Source organism: Streptomyces sp. NPDC045678 (assembly GCF_056432085.1).
The window spans coordinates 400,334-415,360 of the sequence record NZ_JBWKJS010000002.1; the positions used below are offsets into that span (position 1 = coordinate 400,334).

The 15,027-nt window shown below is 71.0% G+C and carries 6 protein-coding genes; all 6 read left to right on the top strand.

The window, feature by feature from the left end; genetic code table 11:
* Positions 1-650 precede the first annotated feature (650 nt).
* The 6 genes from AC07DO_RS08325 to AC07DO_RS08350 all read left to right on the top strand — a co-directional run bounded on the left by AC07DO_RS08325 (position 651) and on the right by AC07DO_RS08350 (position 14,991).
* Positions 651-1,934 (top strand): wax ester/triacylglycerol synthase domain-containing protein, encoded by a 1,284-nt coding sequence (locus AC07DO_RS08325; protein ID WP_479057852.1) that lies wholly within the window; start codon positions 651-653, stop codon positions 1,932-1,934.
* A 62-nt stretch (positions 1,935-1,996) separates the two neighbouring features.
* Positions 1,997-3,460 (top strand): MFS transporter, encoded by a 1,464-nt coding sequence (locus AC07DO_RS08330; RefSeq protein ID WP_479057853.1) that lies wholly within the window; start codon positions 1,997-1,999, stop codon positions 3,458-3,460.
* Positions 3,461-3,521: 61 nt separating this feature from the next.
* Positions 3,522-4,871, top strand: a complete 1,350-nt coding sequence (locus tag AC07DO_RS08335; RefSeq protein ID WP_479057854.1) for an NAD(P)/FAD-dependent oxidoreductase — start codon at positions 3,522-3,524, stop codon at positions 4,869-4,871.
* A gap of 79 nt (positions 4,872-4,950) precedes the next feature.
* Positions 4,951-6,432 (top strand): acyltransferase domain-containing protein, encoded by a 1,482-nt coding sequence (locus AC07DO_RS08340; RefSeq protein ID WP_479057855.1) that lies wholly within the window; start codon positions 4,951-4,953, stop codon positions 6,430-6,432.
* A 59-nt stretch (positions 6,433-6,491) separates the two neighbouring features.
* Positions 6,492-12,542, top strand: coding sequence for an SDR family oxidoreductase (locus AC07DO_RS08345; RefSeq protein WP_479057856.1), 6,051 nt, complete (start codon positions 6,492-6,494; stop codon positions 12,540-12,542).
* 19 nt (positions 12,543-12,561) lie between these two features.
* Positions 12,562-14,991, top strand: coding sequence for a KR domain-containing protein (locus AC07DO_RS08350; RefSeq protein WP_479057857.1), 2,430 nt, complete (start codon positions 12,562-12,564; stop codon positions 14,989-14,991).
* The last annotated feature ends 36 nt before the right edge of the window (positions 14,992-15,027 follow it).

The window sequence follows — 15,027 nt, forward strand, 5'->3', positions numbered from 1 at the left end:
CGACACCTCGCACACGGACGAGCACCGGGCACCCCCACCTGCTCCGACCACCTCGTCGACGTACATCCTCACTCCGAGCGGATAAACAGTATTCAGCCATTCCGCCACCTCTGAAGAGCAATTTCTCACCAGGCGGGAAAGCCTCGAACTTCCCCCTTTTCCACTGGGTGGGAAACCGCCGGTCGCGCTTGACAATCTCCTGTGCGGACGCCACATACTTCTGTCGGCGACGGATTCGGGCCATGAGTTCCCGGACCACTGTCCCAAGGGGGAAAAATGTTCAGCACCTTTGATACAGACGCGCGCACACGCCTGCCACGCCCGTCGCGAAAGCTGTGTCCGCATCGCGGACAGCCGCGCCGATCGGACGCGTAGCGCCGACGCTGCCGACGCCGCAGCCGTCAGCCACCTGACGCCGGCATCGACGTCCGTACGTCATGCGCGGCGCCGCCCAGCAGCTCACACCCCCGCCCGGCCGACCGCGCCCCGCGCCGGCGCCCCCGCAAGGTCGCCCGCCTCGGCGGACGCAGCCCGCCCGCACGCCGACGACGCCGTCGCGGGCCGGGCCCCGGCAGGCGAGGGCCGTGCCCTCCTTTCACCCGGGCCGGCCATTCGCTGGCGCTCCCGATGAACTCGGACGGTAAAAGACCATGCAGCAGCCCTTGAATCCGATCGACGAGATATTTCTCGCCATTCCTCGCGAACTCACACCCGTGCAGGGGAAGTTCATACGCTTCCGGGGAGACGTGCCGTCGCTGGACGTGCTCCGCGAGCACCTGGCGGAACGGCTTCCCGCCCTCGCCAGGCTGACCTACCGGGCCGTGCGTGCGGGGCGGCGCACCACCTGGTCGCCGAGCGCACACTTCGACCCCAAGGAGCACGTGCTGGAGCTGAGGCTCCCCGGGGGCAGCTCGCTCGACGAGGCGCTCACCGAAGTGATGCGCCTGCCGCTGCCCGGCTCGGGCGCGCTGTGGGACATGTATCTGGTCCACGGATACGCCGACGGCGAGTACGCGGTGTGCTACCGCGTCCACCACGGTCTCGAGGACGGGATGGGCACCGTGCACGTCGCCGCCGTCCTGTTCGGCGAGAGCGCCCTGCCCGGAGCGGCAGAGGCCGGGACCGCACGGGGACCGCTGCTGACGGCGGGTCCCGCGGAGCTGGCGCACGGCATGCTGACCGTCACCAAGGGCATGGTGCGCGGGCTGCGGCCCGCGAACCCGTGGCCCAGCCTTTTCAGGTCCGGCCCCGACCAGTTGGCGGTCTGCAGCACGAGCGCCACCCGTGAGGAACTGAGCACCTTGGGGCGGAAGTACGGCGGCACGGTCACCGACGCTTTCCTCATGGCCCTGCGCGGCGCACTGAGCGCGTGGAGCCGCTCCGCGGACGACGACGACCTGTCCGGGAGCGGCGCAGGCCACGCCGTCCGGACGGCGGTCGGTGCGTCGCCCGTGCCCGTACGCATGCCGCTGAGCACCCGGCACAAGGCCGAGGAAGCAGCAGTCGGGAACCACCTCGCGACAGCGGTCGTCACCCTGCCGGACGGGCGGCTGCCCACGGCTCCCGCCTTCCACCAGCTCATCGACCGCACGCATCGGATGCGCGACAGCGGACTGCGGCCGGCCAGCCGGGCGCTCGTCGGCCTGCTGCCCGCCGCCTCCACCCGCATGGCCGTCAAGCTCCTGCTCAACCCGGGCACGGCCCCGCTCTACGCGTCCAGCTACTCGCTCCCCGACTCCCTCGCCTTCAACGGGGACCCGGTCATCGACGTCGTACCGATCGGCGTGCTCCTGCCGGGCAACGGCCTCTCCGTCACGCTGCTGTCCTGCGGTGCGCGGGTCCAGGTGAGTTTCCTGTACGACCTCAGGCTTCCCGACGCGGGACGGCTGGCCACGCTCTGGCGCGAGGCGCTGGACGCCCTGCCCACGTCGTAGAGAAACCCGCGGCACCCCTCGCCCCCACCAGCACCTCCCGTCAACTCCTCTGGAGAATCCCTATGTTGAGTCGGTCCAGCTCACGCGGCCATGCCGGATGGACCCTGGTCATCACCGGTCTCGCCGTCTTCATGGCAGCGCTGGACAACCTCGTCGTCATCACGGCCCTGCCCGCCATCCAGTCGTCCCTGGACACCAGCCTCCAGGACCTGGAGTGGACGGTGAACGCCTACACGCTGGTCTTCGCCGTGTTCCTGCTGGCCGGGGCCGCGGCAGGTGACCGGTTCGGCCGCCGCCGCATGTTCGTGGCGGGACTCGTGCTGTTCACCGGCGCCTCGGCGGCGTGTGCGCTGTCCGACACCTCGCAGCAGTTGGTCGTCGCCCGCGCGGTGCAGGGATTCGGAGCGGCGCTCGTCATGCCGCTGACACTGACGCTCCTGACCGTCGCGGTTCCGCCGCGTCGCCGGGGCCTCGCCCTGGGGATCTGGGGCGCGCTGAGCGGGCTCGCGGTGGCGCTCGGCCCGCTGATCGGCGGGGCGGTCGTGGAGAAGATCTCCTGGCAGTGGATCTTCTGGGTCAATGTGCCGATCGGTGTCGTGGTGCTGGTGCTGAGCCTGTGGAAGCTCGCCGAGAGCAACCGCCCCGAGAGCGCCCTCGACCCGGTCGGCACGCTCCTCGTGTGCCTGGGCATGTTCGGTCTCGTCTTCGCGCTCGTGCGGACCACGGAGGACGGCTGGACCGACGGCACGGTGCTGGGTTCGCTGATCGGCGGGGTGGTGCTCCTCGGGGTCTTCGTCGGCTGGGAGACGCGTACGCCCCGTCCGATGCTGCCGATGCGGCTCTTCCGCAACCGCTCGTTCAGCGCGATCAACACCGCGGGCCTGATGATGTTCGCCGCCATGTTCGGGCTCGTGTTCCTGCTGACCCAGTTCATGCAGAACATCCAGGGCTTCTCGCCGCTGGAGACGGGCGTACGGATGCTGCCCTGGACGGCGATGCCCGTCGTGATCGCCCCGCTGTCCGGTCTGCTGACGTCGCGGCTCGGCAACCGGCTCGTGGTGGCGGCGGGGCTGCTGTTCCAGACCGTCGGCCTCGGCTGGCTCGCCGCGGTGGTGAGCGTGGACACGCAGTACGCGGACATGGTGCCCGGCCTGGTGCTCGGCGGTATCGGACTCGGCCTGTTCTTCGCGCCGGCCGCCGAGATGGCGATGAGTGTCGTCGCCCCGGCCGACCAGGGCATCGCTTCCGGAGCGAACAACACGTTCCGTCAGCTCGGCGGGGTGCTCGGCGTCGCGGTGCTCACCTCGGTGTTCACGGCGCGCGGCGGTTACGGCTCGCCCCAGCAATTCGTGGACGGCCTGGAACCCGCCGTGTGGCTCGGCACCGCCGTCTCCGCCTTCGGATGCCTCGCCATCCTCACCGCGCCCAGGCGGTCCAGGCAGTCCCCGGCCGCGGAGACCGCACACGCGAGCGGCACGAAGGAGTCCACGCGCGGCAGCGACCCGCTGGAGACCTCGCACCACTGAACCATCCGCGTCGATCCCCAAGACCCACCGTTCACACCGGCCCATCGGCCTCGGAGGCGAGATGTACGACGTCATTGTTGTGGGAGCCCGCATCAGCGGTGCCTCCACCGCGACGCTGCTGTCGAAGGCGGGCCACAGGGTCCTGCTGCTCGACCGGGCCGTGCTCCCGGGCGGGAAGGCCGCGGCGACCAACCTGGTCCACCCGCCGGGCATCCTCCGGCTGAAGAAGTGGGGACTGCTCGACGAGCTGACGGCCACCGGCTGCCCGCCCATCCGCGAGTACGGCCTGCAGAGCGGCCCGGCGCGCCTGATGGCCGAGCTGCCGAGCGTCGAGGGTGTGGGCGAGGCCTACTCCCCCGAGCGCAGCAGGCTCGACCAGATCCTGCTCGACGCCGCGGTCAAGGCCGGCGCCGAACTGCGGACGGGTGTCTCGCTGCGCTCGCTCCTCACCGACGAACACGGCACCGTGACCGGCATCCGCGGCGAGACCGAGGACCGTACCCCGGTCATCGAGCACGCCCGTCTCGTGGTGGGCGCGGACGGCTCCAACTCCACCGTCGCCCGGCTGGTGGACGCCGAGAAGTACGACGCCCACCCGGTGCTCAACAAGAGTCACTGGTCCTACTGGGAGGGGCTGCCGCACGACGGACGCGTCCGTACCTACCGTCACGCCCACAAGCACGCCTTCACCTGGCCGACCCACGACGGCCTCACGATCGTGGGCGTGGCCCTACCGGTCGCCGACTTCAAGGCGAAGAGCGACGAGGACCGCGACCGGACGGTGATCTCCGCGTTCGAGGAGGTGGACCCGGCTCGGGCCGAACTGCTGCGCCGGACCCAGCGGGCGGACCGCTGGATGACGGGTTCGGTGCCCAACTTCCTGCGCCGCTCCGACGGACCCGGCTGGGCCCTGGTCGGCGACGCCGGATACACCAGGGATCCGATCACCGCCGCCGGAATCACCGACGCCCTCCGTTCGGCCGAGCTCCTTTCGGAGGCCGTCGACGCGGGCCTGGCCGGGCGCAGGCCCCTGTCCGAGGCGCTCGCCAGCTACAGCAGGCAGCGCGACGCGCTGGTATCGGGCCACTACCGCTACACCCTTGACCACGCGACCATCTCGAACCACTCGCGCGAAGAGATCGCCTTCATTCGCGCCATGACCAGGAGTCCCACGCACGGCCGGGACATGGTGGGCATGTTCGCCACCATGATCCATCCCTCCCAGTTCTACTCGGCCGCCAACATCCACGCCCTGCTCGACCACTTGGAGCCGGGCGCCGGGCCGGGCTGGAAGTTGCGCATGGTCCGGTGGCTCGTGCGCGGCGCCGCCCGGCACGTCCCTCCGGCGCCCCGCGTCGCCGACCGGCTCATCGCCAAGAACCTCGGGCCCATGGGCGTCTATCTCGCCTGACGGCCCCGGGCAGCGCCGTCATCCCGTTGCTGCCTGTTCACCCTTTCTCACCTTTCCGCACCACGACGGAGGATTCGACATGCCCGAAAACAGGTCCAACGAGCTGCGCACCGCGTTTCTCTTCCCCGGTCAGGGCGGCTTCGACGGCGAGGCGCTGCGCCTGGCCCACGCCCGCCACCCGCAGGTCCGCCAGATCTTCGAGCGTCTCGACGCGGAGACCATGACGCTGTTCTCGCGCCGAATATCAGACCTGGTCCTGGGACCGGAGAAGGTGGAACTGCGCCGGCTCCTCGAAGACGACCCATGGGTCTCACAGGTGGCCATCTACGGCGCAGGCCTCGCCGCGTACGAGGTGCTGACCGCCCGGGGCGTGCAGCCGGACGTCCTGACCGGTCACAGCCTCGGCGAGATCACCGCCCTGGTGACCGCCGGCGCGTATTCGATCGAGGACGGGGTGCGCATCGTGGCGCACCGCGTCGCGGTCATCGCCCGGCAGTCCGGTTTCGAGGGGCGCATGGTGGCTCTGTCCGCCGGCGCGGACCGGGTCCGGCGTCTGCTGGAACTCCTCGAGGATCCGCAGTTGACCGTCGCCACCGAGAACCACGACGAGCAGACCGTGGTGAGCGGCCCCGGCAAGGTCCTGGACCGGACCGTGGCGATCGCCGGTGAACTGCGCATCGGCGCCGTCGAGATCGACGCGCCCTTCCCCTTCCACTCTCCGGCGCTGGCTCCGGCCGTTCCCGAGTTCGCCGCGTTCGTGGGGAAGCTGGACCAGCTGCCGCTGCGGCGCCCCGTCTACTCGCCGATCCTCCAGCGCTACTACGAGCCCGGTGACTCCCTGAGCGACCTGCTGGCGGAGCACTTCGTCAAGCCGGTCCGCTTCGCGACGGCCGTGCGCCACCTCCAGGAGTCCGGTGTCACCACGTTCGTCGAGGCGGGCGGGCGGGCCGCGCTGACCAAGCTGGTGGCTCGTCTGACGAAGGGCTCCGACGTCCGCTCCCTGGCCACCCTGACGACCGACGACGACGCACGCCTGGCGCTCGACGCCACCTTGCAGACCCTGCGGCTCGCCGGTCTCGCCGACACGGGCCGAGCCCCGGTCCTCACCGAACTGCTGCCGGTGTCCGTGACCCCGGAGCTGTTCGAGGCCTACTGGAGCGAGCACGGTGACGCGGTTCTCCAGCGGATCGCCGACGACCTGGCGGCCTACCGACCGCAGGCGGCCCCGGTCACCACCGTGGTCGCACAGCCCCTCACCGACCGAGCGGACGACTCCCCTGCCGCGGGTCCCGACCGCACGGAGGTCTTCGCCGAACTGCGCAGCCTGTACGCGGAGGCCCTCGAGTATCCCGAGGAGGTCTTCGAGGGCGGGGTGCAGCTGGAGGCGGAGCTCGGCGTGGACTCCGTCAAGCAGGTCGAGCTGCTGTCCCGGGTCTCGCAGCGCTACGGCCTGCCGCCGCGTGAGTCCGGTTTCCGGCTCTCGGACTACAACACCATCGACAGGCTCGTCGACTTCGTGGTCACCGAACTCGCCGGCCGGCGTTCCGGCGTCGCGGTCTGACGAGGGGCCGGCCGACCTCCGCTCGCTCTCCCGCTCTCGCTCAGAAGGACATGTGTGCCATGAAAGACCTCACCGGAAAGGTGGCTCTGGTCACCGGCGGGTCCAAGGGGATAGGAAAGGCCATCGCGAGGGAGCTCGCCGCGCGTGGAGCCGACATCGTCCTCAACTACTTCCACTCGCACGACCGGGCCAAGGAGACCCGCGACGAACTGGTCGCCGAGGGCTTCCGGGTCGATCTCGTCCGTGCCTCGGTGGCCCGGCAGGAGCAGGTCGACCGGATGCTGGAAGAGGTCGAGCGGCTGCACGGCCGGCTCGACATAGTCGTCAACAGTGCCGCGGACGGCGCGTTGCTGCCCATGGACGAGGTCACGGACGAACACCTCGACAGGGCACTCGAAACGAACTACAAGGGCGGACTGCGGGTGGCGCGCACGGCCGCGCCGCTGATGGCCCGGGGCGGCGGCGGGTCGATCGTCACGGTCTCCGCGCTCGGCGGCTCGCAGATGGTGATGGCCAACTACCTGGCGTGCGCCCCGGCCAAGGCGGCCGCGGAGGCGGCGTCCCGGTACCTGGCGGTGGAACTGGCTCCCCTCGGCATCCGGGTCAACACGGCGTCCGCCGCCATGCTCACCAGCGAGGTCGCGGACAAGTTCCCCCGGTCCGCGGAGATGCAGGACGTCATCGCCCGGGCGACGCCGTGGGGCCGGCTCGGGCGGCCGGAGGAGTTCGCCACCGTCGTGGGCTTCCTCGCCTCGGACGACGCTCGCTGGATCACCGGTCAGGTCATTCTGGCCGACGGCGGGCTCACGCTCGGTGCGGCGCTCCTCTCACCGCCGAAGGCGGACCTGGAGACGGCCGCGGAGACAGCTCAAGAAGCGACGGTGGAGACGGCTGCGGAGGCTGCTGCGGACACGGCCCTCTCGCAGGCTCCGGCTGCCGTCACTGAGCCCGTGACGGAACCCGTCGCGGAACCCGTCACGAAACCCGTCACGGCGAACGCTCCGGCCGACGAGCGGGATCTCGCGGACGACCCGATCGCCGTCGTCGGCATGGGGCTGGCCGTCGCGGGCGCGAACAGCCCGGAGGAGTTCTGGAAGCTCCGCATGACGGGGGACGAACTCTTCGTCAAGGTCCCCGCGGACCGCTGGCAGCACGAGAACTTCCACTCGGCCGACGCCGAGACCGAGGACAAGGCGTACGCCGACCGCTGCGTGTTCATCACCGGCTTCGAGCCCGCGGCGGGTGCGCTCGATGGCATGGAGGGCAGCTCCGACGAGCAGGAGCAGACCACGAAGTGGCTGCGGCACAGCCTGGTCCAGGCGCTCGACGGGGTGCACTACGAGGACAGCGACACCTGCTCCTTCGTGGTCGGCTACACCCCGGACGGAAGCCAGTACCTCGAGGAGGCCGGTGTCCTCGACAGCATGACCCGGCTCACGCACGACATCGTCGAGGACCTGGGTCTGGAGGCCGGGGAACAGGACGCGCTGCGCTCGGGCTTCGAGGAGGCACTCACCCGGCGCTACTCACACGGCGACGCCACGGCGTCGCGCTATCTGCCCCACCGGGTGGGCGAGTTGGCGATGCAGGGGATCCTCCCGCCGTCGACCGAACTCCACATGGTCGACACCGCCTGCTCCTCCTCGCTGTACGCCATCGACATCGCCGCCAAGGGTCTGTTGATGGGCAAGCAGGACATCGCCGTCTGCGGTGGCGCCTTCGCCCTGGCTCCGCGCGGCACCGTCCTGTTCTCCAAGTTGCAGGGGCTCTCGAAGACCGGCCGCGTGCACGCTCTGGACGAGGCCGCCGACGGCGTGATCTTCGCCGACGGCGCGGCCCTGGTCGTCCTCAAGCGGCTGAGCAGGGCCCGGGCTGACGGCGACCGGGTGCTCGGCGTCCTGCGGTCGTTCGGCTCGTCCTCCGACGGCAAGGGCAAGGCGATCTACGCGCCCAACTCGGCCGGTCAGAGCCTCGCGGTGCGGCGGGCGCTGGAGGACGGCGACGTCGACGCCGACGACGTGGAGTGGATCAACGCCCACGCGACCGGGACGCCGGCCGGGGACCTCGCGGAGTTCACCATGCTGCGCGAGCACTTCGGCACCGCCCGGCCCACCGCCGTCACCTCCAACAAGTCGCTCATCGGGCACACCGGCTGGGCGGCGGGCGTGGTCTCGCTGATCGAGAACCTCCTGGCTCTGGAGCAGGAGACCATCCCCGGCCAGTTCCGCTTCACCCGGGCCCGCGAGGACTTCCGGTTGTCGGAGACCGGCCTTCAGATCGGCTCCGAGCCCGCGCGGTGGCCGCGGCGGAAGGACCGTCCCCGGCTCGCGGCGGTGTCCGGATTCGGATTCGGCGGCACCAACGCCCATCTCATCGTCTCCGAGGACACGCCGGACACCGCACGGCACACCGCTCCCCCGTCCTCGAAGAGCTCACGGCCCGAGGCGGTCCCGGCCACCGGAGAACCGGACGGTGCCGGCCGGGTGGTGATCGTCGGCTGGTCGACCCATCTGCCCGGACTGGCCGGGCGCGACGAGGTATCGCGCTGGCTCGCCGGCGGCCCGCGGCCCCTCAGCACCTTCGGCGACGACTACCCGTCGCCGCCGTTCAACGAGGTCCGACTGCCGCCCAAGACGATCCGGGCCCTGGACCGCTGCCAGTTGATGATCCTGCAGTGCGCGCACCGGCTCCGGGACCAGATGCCGGAGTTCTGGGGCGAACAGGCGGCCAAAACGGGTGTGTTCGTCGGCCACATGGGCCCGACCCGCGCCGCGATGCTCTACGCCAACCGGTGCTACCTGGACGACGTCGGACAGGCGGTCGCCACCGATTCCCGCCTGGCCGGTTCCGCCGCCACCAAGGTGCTCGACCGGTTGCGCGACCAGGTACGCGCCATGATCCCGGCCTCCAACGAGGACTCGTTCCCCGGCCAGATGCCCAACGTCATCTCCGCCCGGGTCGCCAACTACTTCGACCTGCACGGCCCGAACATGACGATGGACTCCGGGTTCGCCTCCGCCCTGTCGTCGATCAGTTCGGCGGGCCGCTACCTGCGGACCGGTGAGCTCGACTTCGCGCTGGCCGGCGGCATCAACGGCAACAGTCTTCCGGAGTACCGCACGCTCATCGGGGGCCTGCTGCCGGAACAGGAACGCGAACTGGCCGAGGGCGCCTTCCTGCTGGCCCTCACCACGGAGGAGCGCGCTCGCCGGGCGGGCCTGAAGGTCCTCGCGTACGTCGACGAACCACTCGGCGGCACCGTCGCCCTGCCGACGGCCGCCACCACCTCCGAACACCCCGCGATCCGGTGCGGGGAACCGGAGTACGCCCGCTATCTGGGCGCCGCGGGCGGACTCGCCGTCCTCAAGGCGCTGCACGGTCCGGCCGGCACCGTCGAGGTCTCCTGCACCGACAGCGACGACGCTCCCGGCGTCCGGCTCCGCCTGACCGTCCCCGGTTCCGAGACCGCCGGGCGGCCGGACACCGGCTCGTCCAAAGCCGCCGCGACCGGCACACTGCCCGACGGCTTCGTGTCGGGCACCCACACGGGCGACGGCACGCCCTTGCGCGTACAGCGCCAGGTCCCGGTGCTCGAAGCGGCGCCGGCCCGACAGGTGCGGGACGTGACGCCGTTCCTCGCGGACGGCACCGTCGTCGTCACCGACGCTCCCGACCTCCTCGCCCGGGCGACGGACCCGGGCCTCACGCTGACCGTCCTCTCCACCACTCCGCTCGACGCACCGCGGCCGGGCTGGCACCACCTGCCGGATCTCTCCGCGCAGACGGTCGCCGCGGCCCTGGAGGCGGGCGGCGGGCCGGTCACCCGGCTACGGGTACTGACCGACTTGGGACGCACCGCACCACCGGGGCAGGAGGTGCGCGCCGAGGCGGCCGAGCCGCTGCTCGCCCTGCACGACGCCGTCTTCCTGGCCCTTCAGCACTCCTTCGACGACCTCTCCGCCGAAGGGTCCTCGCTCGTCATGTTGCTCCTCGGCGCGGTTCCGGGCGGCACTCCGCATCCGTACTCGGGCATCTTCACAGGGCTGCTCAAGAGCGCGGGCAGGGAGCTCGGGGACAGCACCGGTTTTGGGCTGCTCACCTCGTGCACCGACGCCGTGGAGGCCGTACGGCTCGTGGAGGAGGAGAGCCGCGCGCACCGGGGCTTCCCGGTGGTGGTCGACGACGACGGCGTCCGCAAGGTGTACCGGCTGCGCGGGGAGCCGAACGTCCTGGACACCACGACCCCCGCCGTTCTGGACCGCGACTCGGTGGTCGTCGTCGCGGGCGGCGCCCGGGGCATCACCGCCGAGGTGCTGAAAGCGGTCGCCGAGCACATCGGCCCCCGGATGTACGTGTTCGGAAGCAACGCGCTCGACAGCTATCCGCCGTCCGTCTTCGCCGGCAGCGACGAGGAGTTCGCGGCGGGCCGCGCGGCCTACATCTCCGCCGAGCTCGCCAAGCGGGAGGGCCGGACCGTCGCGGACATCAACCGGGGCTACGACCGGATGCTCAACGCCCGCGAGGCGAAGAGGAACCTCGACGTGATGGCGGAGCACTGCGGCGAGGGCCGGGTCACCTACCTGCCGTGCGACATGCGGGACGGCGCCGCGGTGGAGAAGGCCATCGGTGAAGTGCTCGCGGCGGAGGGAAGCATCGATCTGCTCGTCAACGCGGCCGGGTTGCAGCGTTCGGCACTGATCAGGGACAAGGACTTCGCGGAGTTCACCGCCATCCGGAATCTGAAGGTCGATTCCTATCTGCATCTCAAGCACGCGCTGCGCGCCGCGCCGCCGCGCCTGTGGTGCAACTTCGGATCGCTGCTTGGGTACTTCGGCCAGCTCGGCGAATCCGACTACGCGTCGGCGAACGACTTCCTGGCCTCCATGTCCGGCTACGCGGCCGCCACCTCGGACCGCGTCGAGTTCACCATCGGCTGGACGCTGTGGGCCAGCGTGGGCATGGGCGCCAACGAGCTGACCAAGGCCTACTACGAACGAGCCGGTTCCTACAGCAACATGGCGGTCGCGGAAGGGGTGCACCACTTCTTCCAGGAACTGCACTCCCCCGTCCGGCGACCTGCCCTCGTCCACCTGGGGGACGCCGAGCGGGCCACGGTCGAGGAGTTCTATCCCGGTTATCTGACGGCGAGCGAGGGGGACACGAAAAGCGGGGCGGACACGGGCTTCTTCCTCCGCCGCCCGGTGTCGTCGGACGAGCGGTCCGCGGTCTTCGAGTGCCCCTTCGACCTGGAGACCGACAGCTACCTGGAGCACCACACGGTGCGGGGGGAGCCGACCCTGCCCGGCACGTTCGTCACCGAGATGGCGGCGGAGGCGGCGCGGCACCTGGTACCGGACAAGCACGTCATCGCTTTCGAGGACCTGCGCTTCGAACACTTCCTGCGCGTCTACCGCGGGCTGCCGTCGGCTGCCAGACGGCTGCGCGCGCACATCGTGGACACCGCGGGTGACACGACCGTCGTCGACGTGAAGATCACCGAGGACGTGGTGTCTCCGGCGGGCGTCGTCCTCGTCAAGGACCGGGTGCACTTCACGGCCCGAGTCGTGCTCGCCGACGCCTTCCCGGCCGCCCCTCGCTGGGAGGCCTGGGACACCGCCGACGACACCCCTGTTCCGGACCCGTACCACCTGGCGGGCTCGCCGGTGCGGCTGACCGGGCCATTCGTGTCCACGACGGACACCCGCATCCACCCCATGGGCAAGCGGGGCCGCTACGCACTGGACCTCCCGGCGGACGATCCGGCGTTCTCGCGCTTCGTCGTGCCGAGCATCCTCCTGGACGGCCTGGCCCGTGTCGGCGTGCTCGATCTGGTCGACGGTCGTCTGATCCCTGTCGCGGCGCCACTGTCGATCCGGCGCATCGACCTCTATGAGGACGCCAACGACCAGGTGCTCTCCGCACAGCCGGCACCGATCGAGCTGTACGCGACGCCGCCGGGCTTCGACCTCGCCGCCGACCGGGTCGACAACCGGTTCGTGGCCGCCCGGTCCGACGGCCGGATGCTCCTGCAGATGAAGGACATGCGGGCGACCCTGATCGGTTACGTCGACGCGCGGACCGGCGAAGCCGTCCCCATCCAGAGCGACTGACGGGAAACGGGATTCGATCATGCTGTCCGTAGAGGAAGCACCAGAAGCACGGGAAGCGCGGACCGGACCCGCGGGTCAGGTCACCCCGGACACCGACGCGCCGGTCCAGCCGGTCACCCGCATGGAATGGCGGCTCACCGCCCTGCCGGACGCCGCGCCGGAACCGGCCGGGCTGGCGGGCATGCGCGTCCTCCTGCTGGGGGGTGACGCCGCCGACACCTCCGACGAGCACGACACCGCCGCCGCGGTCGAACGGGAACTGAGCGCGCACGGAGCACTCGTGAGCCGCGACGGACAGCCCCGCGGCGGGATCGACGCGATCGTCGACCTCACGCTGCGCCGGGCTCCGGAGGGCGAGGACCCGGCCGACGCGTGGCGCCGTCCCTTGCTGCGCACGATCGCGGCGCTGCGCGGAACGTACGAGGACTGGGCGGCGGAGACCTCCGCGCGGCGGCTGTTCTACCTGGCCGTCACGTATCTGGGCGGCGGGATGGGCCAGCACCCCGACGACGATCTGGCACAGCCGCTGGGCGGCATCTGGGCCGGTCTGGCCAAGACGCTCCACCGCGAACTGCCCAACTGCAACGCGCGCGTCGTCGACACCGGCGCCGCCGCGGCCGCGGACCTGCCGAAGATCGTCGCCGCCGAACTCGGCAGGCCCGGCGAGCTGGAGGTGGGATACCGCGGAAGCCGGCGTCTGACGCTGACCCCGGTGGCACGGCGCGCCGGAGAACCCGTCGTCAGCCTGGGCGTCGACGACTGCGTGCTGATCTCCGGCGGCGGCCGCGGCATCGGCTGGGAGCTGGCGCGTTCGCTGGCGGACAGCTACGGCATGCGCGTCGTGGTGACCGGCCGTGAGGCCTTGCCCACCGGGGCCGAGCCGTGGTTCGGCATGGACGAGAGCGAACTCAAGTCGTACGAGAAGGGCTTGTGGTCGCAGCGGCGCAAGGGCCGTTCGCCGGCCGGCATCCGGCAGGACATCATGCGCACCCGCCGCCTGTGGGAGCTGTCCGCCAACATCACCGGGGCCCGGGCGCGCGGACTGCGCGTCGAGTACGCCCGGTGCGACTTCACCGACCGCGAGCAGGTGCGCGCGCTGGTGCGGCGGGAGGGCGCCGCTCTGACCGGCGTCGTGCACAACGCCGGTGTCGACACGGCGGCCAGGCTGCCCAAGAAGTCGGACGACGACATCGTGCGGACCGTCGACATCAAGATCGGTGGTTTCACCCATCTCTTCGAGGAGCTGCGCGGCCACCGCCTCAAGTTCTTCTGCAACGTGGGGTCCCTGACCGGACGGCTGGGCGGCATGGTCGGCCAGCTCGAGTACGCGGCCGCCAACGAAGGGCTCGCACGCCTGGGGCGGTGGGCGAGCCGACGGGCGGACTTTCCCGTCATGACGCTCGCGTGGCCCACCTGGGACCGTATCGGCCTGATCGCCAACTTCTCGGCGACGCTGCGCTACATGACCGCCGTCGACGTCGACGACGGCCTGGCCAGATGGCGGGCCGAGCTGCTGGCGGGCTCGGACGGCGAGGTCACTTTCGTGGGGCCGCTGGGCAGAGCGATGAGTCCCGTCCAGGCGACCGACTACCCGGTCGTGCCCGATCTGCCGGGCTTCGCCGGCACGTATCCGAGGATCCATCACCTCGGCGAGGTCACCGCCTACCGGCCGCACGACCGGCTGGTGTCCCGCGTGACGTTCGACCCGGAGACGGCGCCCGTCCTCACCGACTTCACGGTGGACGGCGTGCCGGCGGTGCCGGTGAGCATGCTGCTGGAGAGCGCGGTGCGGGGCGCGGAGTGGATCGTGCCCGAGGACTTCCGGCAGTTGCGGGTCGGCTGCCTGGAGAAGGTGGTCGTACCGCTGGAGCTGCTGCGGCTCGACGCCGGGTCCGCCGTGTGGGAGCGAGAGGTACGCGGCGCCCACGAGGGGCTGACCTGGGTCGTCACCGTGCGCTTCCGTCGGCGGGGGGACGACGGGGGTGGGCCGGAGGCGAGCGTGCGCGTCGTCCACGACTCGCCGGAGGCGCGCTCCTACATCCCGCCCCGGCCCGACGTGCCCCGCACGACGACCTGGCGGTCGGGCCGGCCGCTCCTGCGCTGGCGCTCGTCGGTCGTGCCGGTCGCGCACTGGTCCGAGTGGCCGGACGGCAGGCGGGTGGCCGAGGTCCCGGCCTGTCCTCCCAACGACCTGTGGGCCACGCACCACGTACCCCGCACCTCCCTGCCGGTGGGTGCTCTGGAGAACGTGCTGATGGCCTGCGCCAAGCAGGGCAACGGCCTGTCCGTCGCCGTCGACCCGCTGACCGTGGGACGGATGGCGCTCCACTCCGAGGAGCACGGAACGTCCGTGGTCGAGGGTGATCCGATCCTCGGCATCTGGAAGGTGAGGAGCCGGGATTCGGGGGCGCCGGTCATGACCGTGTCGGGCCTCACCGGCCCGCTCTGAGCCCACTCAACTGTTCGCACATCAGAGACATTCGGA

Bases quoted from the DNA above. Each gene is read 5' to 3' on its own strand.
- AC07DO_RS08325 (WP_479057852.1), top strand. From the start codon at position 651: ATGCAGCAGCCCTTGAATCCGATCGACGAGATATTTCTCGCCATTCCT.
- AC07DO_RS08330 (WP_479057853.1), top strand. From the start codon at position 1,997: ATGTTGAGTCGGTCCAGCTCACGCGGCCATGCCGGATGGACCCTGGTC.
- AC07DO_RS08335 (WP_479057854.1), top strand. From the start codon at position 3,522: ATGTACGACGTCATTGTTGTGGGAGCCCGCATCAGCGGTGCCTCCACC.
- AC07DO_RS08340 (WP_479057855.1), top strand. From the start codon at position 4,951: ATGCCCGAAAACAGGTCCAACGAGCTGCGCACCGCGTTTCTCTTCCCC.
- AC07DO_RS08345 (WP_479057856.1), top strand. From the start codon at position 6,492: ATGAAAGACCTCACCGGAAAGGTGGCTCTGGTCACCGGCGGGTCCAAG.
- AC07DO_RS08350 (WP_479057857.1), top strand. From the start codon at position 12,562: ATGCTGTCCGTAGAGGAAGCACCAGAAGCACGGGAAGCGCGGACCGGA.